Annotated in this window: 16 protein-coding genes and 2 tRNA genes; 4 read left to right on the top strand and 14 right to left on the bottom strand. The window is 70.1% G+C overall.

Features of this window, described 5'->3' with window-relative positions:
• Window positions 1–77: 77 nt before the first annotated feature.
• A complete protein-coding gene (locus CGL27_RS23885) occupies window positions 78–4,643 on the bottom strand; it encodes a PAS domain-containing protein (protein ID WP_119989885.1) in 4,566 nt (1,521 codons plus the stop codon).
• Between the two features lie 213 nt (window positions 4,644–4,856).
• The gene (locus CGL27_RS23880; RefSeq protein WP_119989883.1) at window positions 4,857–5,306 is read right to left on the bottom strand and encodes an SSI family serine proteinase inhibitor; all 450 of its coding nucleotides are present in this window, start codon (window positions 5,304–5,306) and stop codon (window positions 4,857–4,859) included.
• Window positions 5,307–5,631: 325 nt separating this feature from the next.
• Here CGL27_RS23880 and CGL27_RS23875 point away from each other — a divergent pair.
• Window positions 5,632–5,722: transfer RNA gene (locus CGL27_RS23875), tRNA-Ser, on the top strand.
• A gap of 447 nt (window positions 5,723–6,169) precedes the next feature.
• Window positions 6,170–6,242: transfer RNA gene (locus CGL27_RS23870), tRNA-Arg, on the top strand.
• A gap of 91 nt (window positions 6,243–6,333) precedes the next feature.
• Here the strand turns inward: CGL27_RS23870 and CGL27_RS23865 are convergent.
• The 10 genes from CGL27_RS23865 to CGL27_RS23825 form a co-directional block, all read right to left on the bottom strand.
• Window positions 6,334–7,383, bottom strand: a complete 1,050-nt coding sequence (locus CGL27_RS23865) for a tyrosine-type recombinase/integrase (protein WP_119989882.1) — start codon at window positions 7,381–7,383, stop codon at window positions 6,334–6,336.
• A 15-nt stretch (window positions 7,384–7,398) separates the two neighbouring features.
• Entirely contained in the window at window positions 7,399–8,415 is a 1,017-nt protein-coding gene (locus CGL27_RS23860) for an IS3 family transposase (protein ID WP_346345717.1), read from the bottom strand.
• The gene (locus CGL27_RS53565; protein WP_346345718.1) at window positions 8,412–8,858 is read right to left on the bottom strand and encodes a hypothetical protein; all 447 of its coding nucleotides are present in this window, start codon (window positions 8,856–8,858) and stop codon (window positions 8,412–8,414) included. Before CGL27_RS53565 ends, CGL27_RS23860 begins: the two co-directional genes overlap by 4 nt.
• 58 nt (window positions 8,859–8,916) lie before the next feature.
• Window positions 8,917–9,180, bottom strand: coding sequence for a hypothetical protein (locus CGL27_RS23855; protein ID WP_240450616.1), 264 nt, complete (start codon window positions 9,178–9,180; stop codon window positions 8,917–8,919).
• Complete coding sequence (locus CGL27_RS23850) at window positions 9,180–9,362, bottom strand: helix-turn-helix domain-containing protein (protein ID WP_044572847.1); 183 nt, start codon at window positions 9,360–9,362, stop codon at window positions 9,180–9,182. The genes CGL27_RS23855 and CGL27_RS23850 overlap by 1 nt, the downstream gene beginning before the upstream one ends.
• The gene (locus CGL27_RS23845; RefSeq protein ID WP_119989880.1) at window positions 9,359–10,822 is read right to left on the bottom strand and encodes a replication initiator; all 1,464 of its coding nucleotides are present in this window, start codon (window positions 10,820–10,822) and stop codon (window positions 9,359–9,361) included. The genes CGL27_RS23850 and CGL27_RS23845 overlap by 4 nt, the downstream gene beginning before the upstream one ends.
• 131 nt (window positions 10,823–10,953) lie before the next feature.
• On the bottom strand, window positions 10,954–11,628 hold the full coding sequence (locus CGL27_RS23840; protein WP_119989878.1) for a DUF2637 domain-containing protein: 675 nt from the start codon (window positions 11,626–11,628) through the stop codon (window positions 10,954–10,956).
• A 49-nt stretch (window positions 11,629–11,677) separates the two neighbouring features.
• A complete protein-coding gene (locus CGL27_RS23835; RefSeq protein ID WP_119989876.1) occupies window positions 11,678–13,069 on the bottom strand; it encodes an FtsK/SpoIIIE domain-containing protein in 1,392 nt (463 codons plus the stop codon).
• Window positions 13,066–13,272, bottom strand: coding sequence for a hypothetical protein (locus CGL27_RS23830; protein ID WP_119989874.1), 207 nt, complete (start codon window positions 13,270–13,272; stop codon window positions 13,066–13,068). The genes CGL27_RS23835 and CGL27_RS23830 overlap by 4 nt, the downstream gene beginning before the upstream one ends.
• The gene (locus tag CGL27_RS23825; protein ID WP_119989872.1) at window positions 13,269–13,607 is read right to left on the bottom strand and encodes a hypothetical protein; all 339 of its coding nucleotides are present in this window, start codon (window positions 13,605–13,607) and stop codon (window positions 13,269–13,271) included. The genes CGL27_RS23830 and CGL27_RS23825 overlap by 4 nt, the downstream gene beginning before the upstream one ends.
• Window positions 13,608–13,750: 143 nt before the next feature.
• On the opposite strand from CGL27_RS23825, the gene CGL27_RS23820 reads away from it, so the two are divergent.
• On the top strand, window positions 13,751–14,164 hold the full coding sequence (locus tag CGL27_RS23820) for a GntR family transcriptional regulator (RefSeq protein ID WP_119989870.1): 414 nt from the start codon (window positions 13,751–13,753) through the stop codon (window positions 14,162–14,164).
• A gap of 1,198 nt (window positions 14,165–15,362) precedes the next feature.
• Here the strand turns inward: CGL27_RS23820 and CGL27_RS23810 are convergent.
• Window positions 15,363–15,734, bottom strand: a complete 372-nt coding sequence (locus CGL27_RS23810; RefSeq protein ID WP_119989866.1) for a DUF6415 family natural product biosynthesis protein — start codon at window positions 15,732–15,734, stop codon at window positions 15,363–15,365.
• 580 nt (window positions 15,735–16,314) lie between these two features.
• Between CGL27_RS23810 and CGL27_RS23805 the strand changes: the two genes are divergently transcribed.
• Window positions 16,315–17,223 (top strand): transcriptional regulator, encoded by a 909-nt coding sequence (locus tag CGL27_RS23805; protein ID WP_346345739.1) that lies wholly within the window; start codon window positions 16,315–16,317, stop codon window positions 17,221–17,223.
• Here the strand turns inward: CGL27_RS23805 and CGL27_RS23800 are convergent.
• Window positions 17,204–17,863, bottom strand: a complete 660-nt coding sequence (locus CGL27_RS23800) for an HAD family hydrolase (RefSeq protein WP_119989862.1) — start codon at window positions 17,861–17,863, stop codon at window positions 17,204–17,206. The genes CGL27_RS23805 and CGL27_RS23800 overlap by 20 nt on opposite strands.
• Window positions 17,864–18,066 lie beyond the last annotated feature (203 nt).

Here is an 18,066-nt window from a genome sequence, read left to right as displayed (position 1 = left end):
TCTTTACGGGCGGCACGTCACCGCATGGACAGCGGGCGTGCCCTTACGGGCCGCACGTCACCGTGAGACCGCGCGCGTCAGTTGGTGCCGATCTTCGCCAGCAGGTCCACGATCCGCGACTGCACCTCAGCGCTCGTCGAGCGCTCCGCGAGGAACAGCACCGTCTCGCCCGAGGCCAGCCGCGACAGATGCGCCGGATCGATGTCCGCGGAGGTGTAGACGACCAGCGGGGTGCGGTTGAGCAGTCCGTTGCCGCGCAGCCAGTCGACGATCCCGGCCCGGCGGCGGCGTACCTGCATCAGGTCCATCACCACCAGATTCGGCCGCATCTGCCCCGCGAGCGAGACCGCGTCCGCGTCCGTCGCCGCGCGGGCGACCTGCATCCCGCGCCGCTCGAGCGTCGCCGTAAGGGCCGCCGCGATCGGCTCGTGCTCCTCGATCAGCAGAACGCGCGACGGATGCTGCTCGCTGTCGCGCGGGGCGAGCGCCTTGAACAGGACGGCCGGGTCGGCGCCGTACGCCGCCTCCCGTGTCGCCTGGCCGAGCCCCGCGGTCACCAGCACCGGCACCTCGGCGGCGACCGCGGCCGTACGCAGCGACTGCAGCGCGGTCCGGGTGATCGGCCCGGTCAGCGGATCGACGAACAGCGCCGCCGGGTACGCGGCGATCTGCGCGTCGACCTCCTCGCGGGAGTTCACGATCACCGGACGGTAGCCGCGGTCGCTCAGCGCCTGCTGGGTGGACATGTCCGGCGCGGGCCACACGAGGAGGCGGCGCGGGTTGTCCAGCGGCTCCGGCGGCAGTTCGTCGTCGGGCGGCGGGGTGCGGTCGTCGACGATCTCGACGGCGCCGTTGGGCCCGTCCAGCGGCTCCGGCCCCTCGGCGCCCTCGTCCGGCGCGCCGATGGCGAATGCACGGCCCGAGCTCTGCGACGCACTCGCCGCACGCTGCGGCTGCGCCCCCGGCCCGGGCTGGGGGCGGGGCTGCGCGCCGGTCTGTGCCCCGGGGTGCGGTTGCGAACGGCTGCCGGCCGGCTGTAGTTCGGCCGAGGTGCCCTGGTCCGCCATCTCGGGCCGGGCGGCCAGTTTGCGGCGCCTGCCGGAGCCCAAGCTGGTGCCTCCGGAGGGCGTCTGGGGCTGGCCCTGCTGCGGCTGGCCCTGGGGGTGCTCCCCCACCTGCTGGGCGAACGGCACCCCCTGGCCCAGGGTGCGCACACTGATCGCGCGCCCCTGGGCGGCGTCGGCGCTCTGCGGGGCCTCGGCGGGCAGCGGCTGCGGACGGGGCTGCGTGGGCGCGTCCGGCCACTGCGTCGGCTGCTGGGCCGGCGGGCGCCCGCTCGCCTCCACGGGCTGCGGACCACCCGGGCCACCTGGACCGCCTGGACCACCCTGGGGCGTACCACCCGGATTACCCGGATTAGCCGGACCACCCTGGGTCGCCTCCGGCTGCTCCTCGGCCAGTGGCCGCCGGGCGCGGCGACGTCCGGTGGGCGGGACGTCCTGCGGCTGGCCTGCCCCGGTGTCCTGGCCCCAGTTGGGCTGCTGTTCCTCGGGCGTACGGGCGGCGGGCAGCGCGGGCCTGCCCGATCCGGCGGGCTGAGCGGCACCGGAGCCCTGGGCCTGCGGTTGCGGGTGGGGCCGACGCGAGTCCTGGCCCGGTGCCTGACCGGGGTCGGACGGCCAGCCCCCGGGCCGTGCGGTGCCGTTGGGGGGTACCGGCTCGCCTCGTACGGCCAGGCCCCCGCCCGGCTGCGGCTGAGGCGCGCCGCCCCGCGCCTCGCGGGCGCCGTGCTGCGCGGGGACGAGCCCGGCCGGGCCGAGCTCCGGCGGCAGCGCGCCGGGCTGCGCCCGGTCGGCGGCGGCCGGGGGCAGCGCGAAGGGAGAGCGGACGAGACCGGGCTCCCCCGCGGGCTGCGGCTGCGACTGGGCTTGCTGCGGCTGAGCTTGAGGCTGGCCCTGCCCCTGGCCCTGCCCCTGGCCCTGGGACTGCGCCTGGTCGGGCCCCGACAGCTCCGACGCCTCGGCCAGCGTGCGACGGGCGCGGCGACGTCCGGTGGGCGGGACTTCTTCCGGCTGGCCTGCGCCGGTGTCCTGGCCCCAGTTGGGCTGCTGCTCCTCGGGGGCACGGGCGGCGGGCAGCGCGGGCATGCCCGATGCGACCGGCTGGGCGGGCCGCTGGGGCGTGTCGGAGGCGCCCGCGGGCAGGGCGAGGGCGGGCCGACCGCTCGCGCCCTGAGCGGGGGCACCGGCAGCCTGAGGGCCGCCCTGTTCCTGCGCCGGGGCGCCGCGCCGGGCGCGGCGGCCCTGGGGCTGCTGCTGGGCCGGAATGCCCTGAGGCGGCACAACGCCCATGGCGGCGGCCCCCGTCGGCTGCGGACCGGCCGCTTCCGGTGCGTCGCCGCGAGCATGGCGATGACTGCCGGTCGCGGCTTCCTCGGCGTTCTGGGCGGGGTGCGCGGCCGTGGCCACGGCCGCCGCCTCGTCGGGGTGGGGGCGCGCCCTGCGCCGCCCGGTGGGCCGTGGGGTGTCCCCGGCCTCGGCCGCGCCCTGCTGCTGGGCCGCGGTGTCCTCGCCGACGACCGCGGGAAGTGCGGGGGGCGCGCCCGGGGCGCCCTGCTGAGCGGCGGTGCGCGGGTCGGCCGTACGGGGATCGGCCGTATGCGGGTCGGCCGTATGCGGGTCGGCCTTACGGAGGTTGGGCGGAGGCGTACCGCCCTCCGTGCCGCTGCCCAGCGTGCCGTTGCCCTGCGTACCGCCGCCGCTGGTGTCGCCTGACGTGCCGCTGGGCGCCGCGCCGTGCCGGGCGCGGCGTCCGGTCGGGGTCTGGCCGGTGGCGTTCCCGCCCGCGGTGCCCGTACCCGTGCCCGTGCCTGTACCCGTACCCGCGTCGGTGCCCGCGCCGGAGGTGCCCTGTCCCTGCGTACCGTCGCCCTGCCCGGCGGTGTCGCCGTCCGCGCGCTCCTGCTCGGCCGCGGCCGCCGCCGAGATCGGCACCTCCAGGACGTAGGCGTGCCCGCCCATGCCCGGCATCTCATGGGTCTGGAGCACGCCCCCGTGCCGGCGCACGATCCCGCGCACGATCGGCTCGTGCACCGGGTCGCCGCCCGCGTACGGTCCGCGGACCTCGATCCGTACGACATCGCCGCGCTGCGCCGCCGCGACCACGATCGTCGAGTCGCTCGCCGAGCTGCCCGCGGCGGTGTTGCCGGTGGAGTCGACCCCGGCCACGTCAGCGATCAGATGGGCGAGCGCCTGGGCGAGCCGCTCCGGGTCCACCTCGGCGTCGATGGGCGGCGCGTGCACGGCGAACTGCGCGCGCCCCGGGCCGATCAGCTCGACCGCGCCCTCCACACTGGCCGATACGACCTCGTCCATCGAGACCGTACGGCGGGCCAGCTCCTCGCTGTGCGCGTCGAGCCGCTGATAGCTCAGGACGTTGTCGACGAGCGTGGTCATCCGGGTGTAGCCGGCGGCGAGGTGGTGCAGGATCTGGTTGGCCTCGGGCCACAGCTGCCCGGCCGGGTCGTCGGCGAGCACACCGAGCTCACCGCGCAGCTGCAGCAGCGGTCCGCGCAGCGACTGGTCCAGCACGGCGAGAAGCTGGCTGTTCCGGGCGGTGACGGACTCCAGTTGTGCCGTGTACCGCGCGCGCTCCTCGGCGAGCTGTGTCCGCAGCTCCTCCACGGTCTTCGTGTGCTGGGCGGTGAGGTTCTCCAGCTCCTCGGCGTGCTGGGTGGTGAGGCTCTCCACCTTCTCCGTGTGCTCGGTGGTGAGGCTCTCGACCTCCTCCGTGTGCTGGGTGGTGAGGCTCTCCACCTCCTCGGCGTGCTTGGCCGCCATGGCCTTCTCGGCACGCCGGTCGGTGAAGGTCATCACCGCGCCCACGAGTTGCTCGCCGTCGCGGACGGGCGCGGTGGTCAGATCGACCGGGACCTCGTTCCCGTCCTTCGCCCACAGCACCTGGCCGCGCACCCGGTGCTTGCGGCCGGAGCGCAGGGAGTCGGCGAGGGGCGATTCCTCGTACGGGAACGGGGAACCGTCCGGGCGCGAGTGGTGTACAAGAGAGTGAAGCTCCTGACCGCCCATGTCGCTGGCCCGGTAGCCGAGGATCTGCGCGGCGGACGGGTTGACGAGGACCACCTTGCCCTCGGTGTCCACGCCGACCACGCCCTCCGCCGCCGCGCGCAGGATCATCTCGGTCTGGCGCTGCTGACGGGCGAGTTCGGCCTCGGTGTCGAGCGTCCCGGTCAGGTCGCGCACGATGAGCATCAGCAGCTCATCGCCGGTGTAGCTGTACTGATCGGCGTAAGGAGTCCGCCCGTCCTCCAGATTCGCGCTGGTCACCTCGACGGGAATCTGCGCCCCGTCGGTGCGCCGGGCCATCATCCGGGTCGGCTTGATGCCGTCCCGCTGCGCCGACTCGAGGCGCCGCATCGACCCGGGAATGCGATTGGGATCGAAGGAGGGGAGCAGATCGAGCAGACCACGGCCGACCAGGGCGGTGCCCGGAGCCTCGAAGGACTCCAGCGCGATGTGGTTGGCGTTGACGATCGTGCCGTTGCAGTTGACGAGCAACAGCGCGTCCGGGAGGGCGTCGAGTATCGCTGCGAGGCGAGCAGCGCCTCGGGATGGCCTGCTGCTCACGACGACGCTTCCTCCCTGACTACTGCATCTTGCTGACACTCGCGGTCATTCTGCCGTCCCGTCTGCGGAGTGTCTCTAGGGGAGTCTACGGCCACCGAAGCTGGACGTGACGGCGGATGAGAGGGAGGTCGCAGCACGACGTACGCGTCTCGACGCACGCCCGGACAAACTTCTCCGTGCTCTCCTCTTCTCACTCCCGTCCCAATCCCCAGGTCAGCTCCCAGGCGTGCGCAAAACGACGGAGAACCGATTCCATCGGGCGATTTCACACCCGTTGGTGCGGTTGAACCAGGCGTTGACGGGACGCCCCGCCCATTGGCCCGTCACCCGAGCCGTGGCCGGCCCGCCGTACTGCCCGGTGCACATCGCATCGGGCGACACCGGCGCGAACGGATCCCGGCCCCATACGGTCTGCGAATCCAGCTGCGCACACGCGGCCCGGGCCCGGGGGTGCGTACCGCCGGTCGGATGGCAGGACAGCACAAAGGTCGAGGCGTCGTCGGGATCACCGTTCTGGCTGACGGTGATCACGAGCCGGTCGGCGCTCTCCCCGTCGAACGGCAGCGGCAGCGGCAGCGGCGTGGCCCCGGCGGGGGCCAGCGCGCCCGCCATGGCGGCGGTCGTCAGAGCGGCGGTGACGACGAGGCGGTGCAGCAGGGGCATCGGGGCACTCCTGGAGTGATCAGACGGGGGCGCGCTGCCCCTGCCCCGTCTAACGCGCCGCCGCCGCGCGCGTTGCGCCGCCATAAGGGCTGCGCTCGGCCGTAAGGGCCGCGCTCCGCCGTAGGGGGCTGGGGGAGGCTGTGCTCCGCCGCGTACGCTCCGCCGTAAGGGCTGCGCTCCGGCATTGCGGCTGCGCCCGGGCGTTAGGGCTTTGCGATGGGCCCCGCCCGCCGAGTACCGTAGTCCGCGATTGGTGACATCCCGCTGGGCTGTGACATCATCTGCACACACCACATCGCGCTCGCGCGAGCGAAACCGGTGTGCTGGAGGCTTCGCCTAGTCTGGTCTATGGCGCCGCACTGCTAATGCGGTTTGGGCCCTAAAGCCCATCGAGGGTTCAAATCCCTCAGCCTCCGCTCTCTGATCAGGGAGCCCGTGCCTATGGCGCGGGCTCCCTGTGTCGTTTCCACGGGACGCCGCAAACGATCACGTAAGCGGCCCGGCACGACGATGCCCGCCCACCCTCCTCTTACTACGGTGACGGCGACTGCGACTTACTACGGTGACGGCGACTGCGACGCCGGACGACCGCAGTCCGATAGCCCTGCAATCCCCGGACTCTCACCGAAGCGACGCAGAGCGACGAGCCTGTAGCCTTCTGTGACGATGGCCGTCACTCCTCAAACGCCTCGCGACGCGAAGACCCACTCGTCGATGTCTCGCGACGACCGCTCCGGCAGCCCCTGAAAACGGAGTTTTCGCAGGTCAGTAGGGGTGTGGGAAACGGATTTCGCTTGGCGGCAGAGGTCATGTAATGTTGTCCCCGCAACGCCGACCGGCAAGAAAAACCGCCGGGAAGCCAAGCGCTCGTAGCTTAACGGATAGAGCACTTGACTACGGATCAAGAGGTTGCAGGTTCGAATCCTGCCGAGCGCGCACCAGCTCAGAGGCCCCTTCCAGTAATGGAAGGGGCCTCTTGCGTTGACCGTTGACGGCGGTCGTTGACGGCAACCGTCGAGCGCTCCGATCAGACGGCGACCAGGGCGCCGCGCGGGCCGTCATCGTCGTCCGGGCCGTCGCCGTCACGCAGGGCATCGCCGACGCGGTCGAAGGCGGAGCGCTGCGAGTCCAGCCGGACGAAGGTGTAGATGTCCATCGTGACGCGGATCGAGCTGTGTCCGAGGACTTCCATGATCATCCGAGCGTCGGCTCCCTGCTCGTGGAGCAGCGACGCGCAGGTATGCCGGAGGTCATGGAAGCGGACGCGCCGGACCTCGGCCTTGTCGCACAGGAGGGTGAAGGCGCGGTTGAGGTTGCGCGGCTCGATCGGTGTCCCCTTCTTCGTGGTGAAGACAAGATCGCTGCCGCTGCCCTTCCAGGTGTCTCCTGCCGCGAGCCGGTCCCCGCGCTGCTGGGCACGGCGCGCCCGGAGCGCCGTCACGCACTCGGCGGGCAGCGCCACCCGCCGGGCCGACCTCTGAGTCTTCGGGGCGGCGATCAGCAGTTCACCGCCAACGCGCTGGAGCGTCTGCCGGATAGTGACCGTCCCGTCGGCCAGGTCCACGTCCTTCCACCGGAGGCCCAGGACCTCACCGCGCCGCAGACCGATCCGTACGGCCAGCTCGTACACCGCCCAGAGCCGGTTACCTCGCGCCGCCGTCAGGAGCTGACGCCCTTCCTTCACGGTCAGCGGCTCTATCTCGCGCTTCGTGCCCATGCCCAGCTCCACGTTCTTGGCCACGTTGCGCGGCAACTCGTCCTCCCGCACCGCGTGCTCCAGCGCGGCCCGCAGCAGCACGAGGAGGAACCGCACGGTCCGATCGGACGGGTACGACTTACAGCACTTGGCCAGCGCACAGCAGCGGCGTTTCCGTTCCGGGCGCGCCTTGTCCTTCCCCTGAGCGCAGCACTGGCACGTACGCGCCGTCGCGGCGAGGAAGGCCCGGATGTCCCGTGCGGTGAGCCGCGTCAGCTTCTTCTTCCCGAGGCCGGGAGCGAGGTAGTTCCGCACGAGGGAGTCATAAGCGGCGTACGTGGCCGGACGGACCTTGATGCGTGCGACGTCGGTGCCTGTCAATTTCGGTGAGACACGTCAGGCTGCGGGTTCTTCCTGATGCTTCTCCTTGGCGGGTTGGTTGATCCAGGCCGCCTTCGGGAGGCGGGGTGGCGTCGGTCTTCGGCGGAACCGGTGCGGGTTGGTGGCGTAGGCGTCGGCCAGGACGTCGGCCCGCCGGGCTCGGATCGTGACTGCGGTGCCGTCGTGGACGGATGCGGGGGTGTGCAGTCCGATGCCGGAGTGCCGGTGGACGGTGTTGTAGTAGGTGAAAAACCGCTGGCAGAAGGCGCGGGCGTCGGCCAGTGAGCCGAACCGGTCGGGGAAGACCGGGCAGTACTTCAGGGTCTTGAAGTTTGCTTCCGAGTACGGATTGTCATTGGACACGCGTGGCCGTGAGTGCGAGCGGACGATGTTCAGATCGACGAGCAGCTGGGCGACTGGCTTGGAGGTCATCGAGGTGCCCCGGTCGGCGTGGACCACGTCCGGGACGACCCCGCCGTTGGCGCGGAAGGCGTCTTCGATGAACTCCTTGGCCAGTGCGGCCGATTCGCGCGGCACGACGAGCCAGTGGACCGCTTTGCGGGAGTAGATGTCGAGCATCACGAACAGGTCGTAGTACATCCCGCGGTCGGGGCCCTTGAGCTTGGTGGCGTCCCAGGTCCACACCTGGCTCGGGCCGGTGGCCACCAGCTCGGGCTTGGTCCTGGGCGGGTGGGCGGCCTGCGCGCGGCGCTCGCGGACCTCACCGTGCTCACGCAGCAGCCGGTACATCGTGGACACCGAGCACAGGTAGGTGCCCTCGTCCAGCAGGGTGGCCCAGATCTGCGCGGGGGACTTGTCCACGAACCGCTGCGAGCGCAGCACGCTCAGTACCCGTGCCTGTTCCAGCTCGGACAGGGCCGCCGGGTGCGTTGCCGGCGGCCGGCGCGGCCCGGCCACGCGGGGCTTGGGGTGGCGCTGCCGGTAGACGGTGGCCCGCGAGCGGCCGGTCAGCTCGCAGGCCGGCTTGATCCCGACGACCGACTCCAGGGCGGCGAACGCCTCGGTGATCACTTCCTCCGCTTGGGCTCGGAGTCCTCGCTCTCGGAGAGCAGTTCCAAGAGCTCGTGTGCTTTTCCCAGGATGGCCAGCGCCTTCTGGGACTTGGCCAGCTCTGCGGCCAGCTTCTCGTTCTCCCCCCGCAGCCGCTCGGCTTCCTTCTCGGCCGCGCTCTTGCCCGTCGGTCCGGACGGCCTGGCGGCCAGCGCATCCAGTGCGCCCGCGTCCCGGGCGGTCCTCCAGTCGATGATGTGCGAGTGGTACAACCCCTCACGGCGCAGAAGCGCGCCCTTCGCGCCCGGCTCGGTCAGCCGCTCGTACTCCTCCACGATCCGCAGCTTGTACTCCGCGGTGAAGGTCCGCCGCTTCGGCCCGCCCGCGCGGGGACCGCGCTTCTTCTTGCCCACGACCTCATCATCGGCCACACCGGCCAGGAGATCGGCATTGCTCAGCGTCACGCTCGAAAGATCCTGTTCTCGCCCTACTAACAACAGAAGACTCGATTGTCCTCATGTCTCACGAGAGTCTGACAGGGAGGGCGTTGGCCAGCCAGTACGTCAGGAAGTCGCCCAGGCTCTGTTTGCTCGTGGCGACGGGAAGTCCGTTGTTGGAGTCGGCCTTGAGCCTGGTCAGCTTGTCGTGGGCGTCATCCCAGGTCTTCCCGTAGACGCTGCGCCGCTTGTGCGTGCCATCGGTCGTCAGGACGTACGCGATGCCCTCCCAACGCCCGTCCTTGCGCTGGTAGATGCTTCCTCCGCCGTTCGCGTTCTTCTTGCCCATCAGGCGGCCTCTCGTTCGGTCTGGCGTGCGATGTAGTCGTGCAGTGCGGATTCGGTGATGCGTCGGCAGCGGCCGATGGTCAGGGAGGCCAGCTCGCGGGAACGGATGAGGTTGTAGACCGTCCAGCGGCTCACCTGGAGCCGGGCGGCGACCTGGTCCACGTTGAGCAGTCCCGGAGTCACAGCCACAGGTCCCCTTCTGTCTTGCGGCGGTCGGCGTGGTCGCGTGCTTGGGCGATGTCGTGGCGTACCTGGGCGGCGAGGAGTTCTTCGCCGGGGCTGTAGCCGGAGGCCAGGTATTGCCAGTGGGAGACGACGAGGGTGGTTTCCTCGTCCACCTCGGGCCGGTCGTCTGCCGTGCGGGCTTGCTCGGTGCGCCAGGTGCGGCGGACGTCGCGGAGTGCGCTGAGGGTGGTGGAGTAGCGGCGGGATTTGCTGGAGAAGTGGCCTCGGAAGCCGAGCATGTGGGCCCACTTCCAGAGCTTGAGTTCGGCGAACTCGGGCAGGTGGCCGAGGTTCCAGGCGGTGCGGATCATCTGGCGGACGTGGCTGTGCACGGGCAGGTCCGCGATGGGTTCGGACTGGCCGGTGCCCTCGCACTCGTCGCACAGGTCCCGGAAGCCGTCCGGACCGCACTGGTAGCCACGTCCGGTGCAGTGGGGACAGCGCAGGGAGCGATCCACCGTGCCGGAGTCCTCAGCGCTCTTGGTGGCGTACTTGGCGACGTAGGCGGCGACCTTCTGATCGGTCAGTTCACCGTCGCCCAAGGCCGCGATCTCGCGGATGTCGAGCTGATCGCCCCAGGTGAGTCGGCGTTCACCGATGGCGTTGGAAGTGACCGTGAGTACGGCACGCCCGGCCGCCTCCGTGACCGCGTGGGTGAGGGCGTCGGCGGTGGCCCACCGGGGCGGGGGCTCGTTGCTGCCCTCGGGACCGTCGAGGCGGATCACGGCATGGAAGTGGACCAGGCCGCGCCGCTGGTACTCAGCGACCTTGGCGAAGGAGACCCGCAGCGCCGCGTTCAGCGCTTTCTGTGTCATGCCGAGGTGTGCGGCCAGCTCTCGGCGGAGGTAGGTGGTGAAGCGCGCCCATAGGGCTCCGGCGTGGGCGTTCCAGAGCACGGCGCCGGTGTAGTCGTAGGTGGCCGGGGACAGCGGGGTGCCCAATGCGGGGTCGTCGGCGGGGTGGCGGGTGCCGCAGCGGCAGGCCAAGTTCTTGCCCGCGTCGGTGGTGCGGCGGTTGTGGACCGGCCCGAACGACGGAGCGGTCAGGGTGACGAACAGGCGCGGATGCGTGCGCACCGTCTCCGGCACGCTCTTGCCCCCGGAGAGTCCGGCCCGGATCAGGTGGTAGGTGTCGGCCGCGTACAGGCGCGAGCAGGAGGGGCAGCGCGAAGAGCGGCGGTTGCCGCAGGCAGTCAGCAGCCGCCCAGTGGGTTCGTCGGCAGTGCTGTACGAGCGGACGATGGTGTCCGTTGTCGTGTCGCGGGTTTGGGTGGAGCCGACGAGCTGAACCGGCCGGGTGCAACCGCGGATTCGGCTGATCTGGTCCTGGACGCGGTCGAAGTCGGGGAGATGGGCGAGGTAGATGAGGTCCCGCAGGGCCATGCTCGCCACGTGGCGCAGGTCCAAGGGGGCTTTCACGGGTGACGCATCCTTTCGGGGAAGAGGGCCCGGGCAGCACTGGGCCAGGACTGCGGGTGCTGCTCGGGGCATGGCGAATCGAGCCCGGTCGGGGCGGGGGTTTCTGGATTGCCGGGACGGCCGGCACGGGGTCAGAGCTGGGCGTGTGCGGCGGTGGCCAGCGGCAGTGCGACGCCGAGGCGGGTCCGGAGCTGAGCCGGGGTGATGGGCTCGCCGTGCTCGGCCCGGTAGGTGTCGGCGATGGTGCGCGCCGCGTTCAGCAGCGGCACGGGCACCGTGACCGCCGGGGACGTCTCCAGCTTTGACACGACCGGGGGCGAGACCGGCTCGGTGGTCGGCGCGAGGGCCGGTGCCTTCTCGGCCGGAGCGTCAGGCGCGGCCGGTGTCGGGGTCGGGGTGGTGTGGGCGACGGTGTGGAAGTGGCGCAGGAGTTGTGGGCCGACGGCTCCCCAGCCCAGGAGGAGAAGCGGGGCGACCGCGTCCACGGCGGCCCGGCCGTAGTGCCCGGCAACGATCGGCTCGGCGACGTTGAGAGCCAGGGTCAGCAGCCCGGACAGGTGCATCAGCCGAGTAGCGCCCTTGATGTGCTCGGCCGGGACGCCGCGCAGGGACAGGTACCGCAGGGCCACCAGGAGGCCGACGACGGACAGGTCCACCATCGGCGCGATCAGCGGTGCGATGGGGGCGGGGACGCCGAGGCGCAACGCGAGGGCCCAGACGTTGCCGAAGGAGAAGACGAAGGCCAGGGCCGCGATGATGCCCATGACCACGGTCACCGTGCGCTGAGTGATCCGGTCCTCAGACATAGGGGATTCACCTCCTTCCAGATCTCGTGACGAGCGGGCCCGGGGCGGGTCAGGCCGCCTCCCGCTTGGTGAACGGGTCGTCCACCCGCATCGCGGAGACCGCCAGTTGCTCCAGCAGTTCGGCGGGGTCGCGGGTCAGGTGCGCGGTCTCGGTGGCGATGCGGGCAGCGTCCGCGTCGGCGACGTAGGGGGTGCGGATGCGGGCGAAGCCGGGGCGGCCCTGGTGAGCCATGGCCGCCACCCCGACATAGGCAGGGTCCTGGAGCGCCGTGGGGCTTGCGTCCGGCCAGTTGCGGATGTCCTCCCCGAGAGCGACCACGGCCGCTTCGGCGGTCTTCTGGGCGAAGGACAGGCCGACCGGGCACACGTCCCGGATGAAGGTGGGGATGGCATCCCCGGTCGCCTTCTGCGTCGCGATGATCATCAGGATGCCGACGTTGCGGCCCTTCTTCACCAGGTCCTCCACCAGCCGCGCGTTCTCAGCGGCTAGCGCGGCGAGCTTCTTCGTCCGCGCGTCCGACCCCTTGTAGTCACGGAAGTAGGTATGCGCCTCGTCCACGATGAGCACGGTGAGCGGCCAGGCCGCCGAGGGGCCGACGTGCCACATGTTCTTCACGCCCAGCAGAGCACGGATGGACGCCGACCGGTCCCGCCGGAGCTTCACCAGCCGCGTGAAGAGCGCGTTCGCCTCTTCCAGATCGTCACCGACGAACGCGAAGATCCGCTCGGTCAGATCGGCGTAGTCGCCCTCATGGGCTGAGGTCACCTTGCCGTCCGCCACCGCGTACTGAACCGCATCGGACGGCGCCGTATCGCAGATGAACCGGTTGACCAGGGACGTCTTGCCGAAGCCGGGCAGCCCCGCCACGGTCACACCGGGCACGTTGGCCAGGCTGACGCTCACCGGCTGCGCGTACTCGTCCAGGCCCAGATCCCACACCGCCAGATCCTCCGGCACGGCCCCGGTCGGGGTGTGCTCGGTGGGGACGATCAGCGGATCAACCCGGACCCCACGGATCACGAGCTGTCCCGGCTTGTCCGGCAGGACCGAAACGCGTGTGCACCGCCATGCGTCGGCCAAGTACGGGGCCGCCTTCTGGAACTCCGCCAGGCCCACCTTGGGCAGGCAGACGGCGTGCACCAGCACCCCGTACCGGTCGGCGGCCACCCGGATCTTCGGGATCAGAACGCGGGGCTTGGGCACCTTCCCGTCCGGCGCCACGATCACGGCTGGAGGCGTCTTGTCGGTCACCGACAGCCCGACCATCGGGGCCAGCCGACGCCAGCGCCGCCGTACACCGATGGCCTGCCGCATGCTCGCCCGCGTCATGGTGTCGGCACGCACATAGCGCACCAGCCACCACAGGGCCCATATGCCGATCAGGGCCAGGGCCGCCCCGGCAACAGCCGGGGCAGACCCGAACACCTCCTGCACAGTCACAGCACGTCCTTGTTCGTGTAGAGGAATCGGTACAGGGATATCCGCAGTTCCAGCAGGTCACGGCCGGATGCGAGCCGGGGGTAGCCGTGCGACTCGATCACCTTCGCCACGTCGAAGAGCAAGCCGTTGGTGAACCGCGAATCGTCATCCCCGCTCTCCGGCGCCACCGGATACACCGGGTCCGGTCCGGTCGGGGCGCTCACTTGACCAGCTCCAGCGCTGCCGCCCGGTAGGCCACGCCATCGGACAGATGACCGTTGAAGAGCCGCGCCCACGGGGTGGCGAACAGTTCCGCCACCCGCACCGGCATCCCCGGCTGAAGCCCGCCCGGCAGGCCGCTCTCGGGAACGGTGATCTTCATCTGCTCGGCGCGGCCCTCTTCCATGAGGAACACGGTCAGGGTGTGCAGGGTCTCCCCGGTGTCGCGGTCGGTGGCGACCTCACCCGTGTTGGGGTCCTTGATCTTCGGCACCGGGAGGGTGCCAGCGATGAACTGGGTGGAGGGCAGCAGCCCCACGCGGATACGGGTCATAGCCATGCTCGAACTCCCTTTCGTGGCCGACCGCTTGTGCGATCGGGCCACAACTATTACCTAGCCAGGCTAGCTAGGTCAAGCGAGCTAGCCATGGGAGTTCAAGGGTCTGGGTGTGTTAGGTGGGCTAACACGGCTACCCTGGGACCATGACGCCGTCGATGCACGACGCCCGCCCGCCGTATCAGCAGGCAGCCGAGGCCATCCGGGCCGAGATCCAGGCGGGCAAGCTCAAGCCGGGGGAACAGCTCCCCTCGCATCGGGAGCTGCAAGAGCGGTTCGGCATTGCCAACATGACCGCCCGCAGCGCCCTGCGCGTGCTCCGCGAAGAGGGCTTGATCTACACCGTGCAGGGGCGCGGCAGCTATGTAGCCGACGTGATCGGCCCCGGCGGCGAGCTGATCGAGACGGCTGGAACGGGCGAGGCCCCGGCGAGCGCAGAACCCACCGGGACCATCACCGAAGCACTCCTAGAGGTCCGGGACCAGCTCCGCACCTTGAACGCGGAGGTCCAGACCCTCAAGCAGGAAGTCGCCGAACTGAAGGCGCGGCAGCACCCGTAGCCCGCTCCTCCTTGATCTCCGTCACCTCCGCGCGAATCTCCTCCAGCTCACCGCGCAGGCGCTCAGTCATGGCCGCGATCTCGGCCAACAGCGCCCGCTCCTGCTCGGTCAGCACCAGTTCCCCCTTGTCGTCTGCGCGTTGGTCGCGCGCACCCCGCATTGCGATCCTCCGGCGATCTTCTGGCGTGAGCTGTTCAGAGTTTCTTTACTGGATCAAGGCGGCCCGCTTGCGCGGGCCGCGCGCGCTGGCGGCCCGTGGCCGCCGCCGCTCCTGTCTGCCGCCCCGCTCAGCGGCGCCCCCGCGCCACTCAGCGCGCCACCCCACACCAGCACCCCACCAGAGGCAGTCAGCACTCGGAACAGCTCCCACGGAGCGCCTGACGATCGCTGCGAACCCGCCGACGCAAGCGGCACGGCCAGGCCACGGGCCCGACCTGCCAGCCGTTGAGGGACGGCTACGCAGAGCGGTTTACATGACTGGCCATCCGCCGACTGCGGCCATCGTCGTTGTGCGCGTAGCAACGGCCAGCGGGGAGGGGAGGGGTGCCCGGCCGGGGGCATGCCGATCGTCGGCCCCGGCTTGATGTGGCCGGCCGCCGTACTGTCGCCGTCACGGATGCGAGTGCGTGAGCAGACCGAACTGCCCGGTCCTGGCTGGCGGGGAGCAACTGCTGCCGCGCGGTGGCTCAGGCCGTCGTGGTCGCTCCGCGTCGGTTTCCGTATCGCGGTGGCTGACCAGCGTGTCGTAAAGGCTCTGGTGACCGCCATCACCGAGCCCGCCACTGCGCATCTGCCTCGCACTCGTCACCACCCCATCGCTTCGCCTGAACTCACCTGGAAATGGGCGGCGTCGAAACGAGCACGACAACCACCCCGGTACCATCGGCACCGGGGTCCTGATCATGGACTCCCCACCGGGCTACCCCTTGGCCTGCCAGGGTTTTGAGGGGTAGTCCGGTTTTGCGTATGCGGTTGTTGTGCTGTGCGGTCCGACCCCCGACCTCGCGGATCATCTGTTGGGCGCGGGCATGGGGAGCCGGACCGCTGACGGCGGATGGTGCAGATCCGCCGCTCCCGGGCGTGGTGGGTGACATCCACGAGGCGAACGGGGCGATGTCCGCCGCGCAGTCACCGCGCCCAGGAAGGGCGGGAGCTGCGGGTCCTTCCCATGGGCAGCAGCTCCCGCCCGGTCTCTAGGTCACCCGTCGCGTTCCTGGGCAAGACCGGAGTTGTTGAGCAGAAACTGACACGTATAGCCCAGGCTCCGAACGTGCCACTCAGCCGACTGCAAGCCGGAGCCCAGCCCCTGACTCACCTCATGCGGGATGGTGTTCAACCTGCTGCGCTTCGAGTACCAGGCCACGGTGCCCCGGTTCAGGCGGTCGATCCGCATCTCTGCCAGAGGCGTCAACGTCTGAATGTGCCCCAGCAATGCTTTGTGCAGGTCGCACAGCTCTTCGTATGGCGGCAGCACCGTCCGCGTCACTAAGGCGCTGACGATCGCCTTCTTGATCTCCTCGACGTCCACTTCGTCTTGCTGTTCATCCGCGCGTTGAACCGCCGCGCTCATGGCCTTCACCCCGCATGCTTGCTGTCTGTCCGGCCTTAGACATGGTGGGGCCACAGGACGTCCCACTGAAGGCCGCTTAGAGGACTCAAAGAGGACTTCTATAGGCCCTACTGGCGAGGTCGGGAAGATGAGGGTCCCCAAACAGGCCCTCCAAAGCTACGGTTGGCAGAGCTGACCAGCCCCATCGAAACCGTGAGGAAGTCCAGTGCCCAGGCCAGTGGGAAACGTTCGGCTCAAGGCCGCCCGGCAGGCGGCGGGATACGCGTCTCAGGAAGCGTTGGCGGAGGCGATCCGTAACACCGCTCCTCAGCTCGGCATACGGTCGTTGCAGATCAGCGTGCGCCAAGTCCGCCGCTGGGAGTCAGCGAATCCGCCATGGCCGCAGCCTGACGTTCAGCGGGTATTGACGCATCTGCTGGGCCAGTCCATCGAGGAACTGGGCTTCACTGCCCCGTGGGACGGAACGGGATCGACGCGAGAAGGCGCCAGCCGACGGCCCGTCGCAGCATCGGGAGCGCCCGCGATCGGACCCGCCCCCGGGCCATTTCCCACCGCGAGCAATGCCACGCAACCAGCCACCGTGGGCGGTGACTTCGCTGCGATCACGGCCGCTCACCGACGCCTGTACTGGTCCGTGCAGCCCTCCCAACTCCACGCCACCGTGGTGGAGCACACACGTCTGGGCACAGCGCTCATTGGTGAAACGTCCGGTCGCTGCCGTACGGCCCTTGCCGCCGCACTCGCCGAGTCCTACCTTCTGGCCGGACGTATCGACTTCTTCGACCTCCAGCAGCCCAGCGCCGCGAACAACGCGTTCGTGCGTGGCCTCCAGGCCGCCGGGGAAGCCGACGACGCGCTACTAGGGGCGGCGATCCTGGCTCATACTGCGTTCATCCCAGGCTGGGAGGGCCACAGGGAAGACGCCGAAGAGCGCATGTCCGCTGCCCGTGCGTACGCCCGCAGGGGCAACGCCCCCGCGATGATGCTGGCTTGGCTTGACGCCGTCGAGGCCGAATGCATGACACGGTGCAACGACCCCCGCACGGCGCTGCGCCTGATCTCCCACGCCGAAGGCGTACTAGCCGAAGGCGATACGGACGAGCCATGCCCGGTGTGGATGGACTGGTTCAGCCCCGTCCGCCTCGCCGCGTTCAAAGGCAACACCCAGCTCATCGCCGGGCACACGGCCCAGGCTCGGACCACGCTGCTCGAAGTCCTCGACAACTTGCCCGCCGACGACGGCAAGCAGCGGACCATCATCCTCGGCGACCTGGCCGCGGTGGAGGCCGCAGCCGGTAGGCCAGAGGCAGCCTGCCGATGGGCCAACGAAGCGCTCGATCAGCTCAGCGTGACCTGGTACGCCGTCGGCATGGACCGGATACGCGACGTCCGCAAGCGGCTGCATGTGTGGCGTGACGAACCGTACGTGCGCAGTCTGGACGACCGGATGTACGGCTGGGGAACGACCGTCAGCGCTCTTCAGCGCTGAGGCTGGCGACCAGCTCCGGCAGCTCGGCGAGGCTGTGCACGCGGAAGGTCGGCACAGCGACGGCATCCGGTTCATCCCACTGGATCGTCGCCCACGGCCCACGCCGGATCAGTGCCGTCTTCATCCCCACCTTGTCCGCCGGGCGGATGTCGTTGTCCAGCCGATCACCCACGTAGAGGATCTCCTCGGCCGGGCAGGGAGCCGCGTCCGCTACGTGGGAGAAGAAGGCAGGATCGGGCTTGGACACGCCCCAGTCGTCAGACGTGGCGATGAAGTCGGCCGGGAGGTCGAGCGAGCGCAGTATGCCCCCGGCCCGCACGGTCTGGTTGCCCGCGATACCCACCCACAGACCAGCATCCCGCAACGCCGTCAGCGTCGGACGGACATCCGCGTACAGATCGCTGTCATCGAAGTGCTCGGGCTGGCCGGCCTGGGCCCGCTTCTCTCGCTCTTCGTACAGGTCAAAGCCAGGGCGGAAGACCTGGAACGTCTCGCGGTAGTCCCGCCCCTGAGCGATCACCGCGCCGAACATTGCCGCGAACGTATGCCGAGGCACCCCCAGCCAATCCGCCCACGTGCCGTACTCGCGCGTCTCGTCAACCAGGCACTCACCGACATCGAAAACCACAGCTCGGATCATGATGAGCAGGGTAGGCCAAGCAGGGTGCGTGTTGCCTCGGGAGCCCCGCCTACACCAGGGCCAGACCTCGCAGCGCCAAACAGGCACCGGCTGATGCCCATGTGTCTCGCGCCCTGATGGCTGTGATGGACCACCTCACGCCGGGGATGGTGCAGCGGTCGTCCTGAGTTTCGACTGACCGGCGTAAAGCCCTCTCCGGCCTC

It is taken from the genome of Streptomyces sp. 11-1-2 (assembly GCF_003595545.1).
GTDB classification, from domain to species: Bacteria; Actinomycetota; Actinomycetes; order Streptomycetales; family Streptomycetaceae; genus Streptomyces; species Streptomyces hygroscopicus_B.
The sequence above is the reverse complement of the archived record's forward strand: the minus strand, read 5'-3'. Positions and strand labels throughout refer to the sequence as shown.

Excerpts from the sequence above, each read along its gene's own strand:
- CGL27_RS23880 (WP_119989883.1), bottom strand. The coding sequence starts at position 5,306 with ATGCCCCTGCTGCACCGCCTCGTCGTCACCGCCGCTCTGACGACCGCC.
- CGL27_RS23825 (WP_119989872.1), bottom strand. The coding sequence starts at position 13,607 with ATGGCTATGACCCGTATCCGCGTGGGGCTGCTGCCCTCCACCCAGTTC.
- CGL27_RS23810 (WP_119989866.1), bottom strand. The coding sequence starts at position 15,734 with ATGAGCGCGGCGGTTCAACGCGCGGATGAACAGCAAGACGAAGTGGAC.
- CGL27_RS23800 (WP_119989862.1), bottom strand. The coding sequence starts at position 17,863 with ATGATCCGAGCTGTGGTTTTCGATGTCGGTGAGTGCCTGGTTGACGAG.
- CGL27_RS23855 (WP_240450616.1), bottom strand. The coding sequence starts at position 9,180 with ATGGGCAAGAAGAACGCGAACGGCGGAGGAAGCATCTACCAGCGCAAG.
- CGL27_RS23820 (WP_119989870.1), top strand. The coding sequence starts at position 13,751 with ATGACGCCGTCGATGCACGACGCCCGCCCGCCGTATCAGCAGGCAGCC.
- CGL27_RS23840 (WP_119989878.1), bottom strand. The coding sequence starts at position 11,628 with ATGTCTGAGGACCGGATCACTCAGCGCACGGTGACCGTGGTCATGGGC.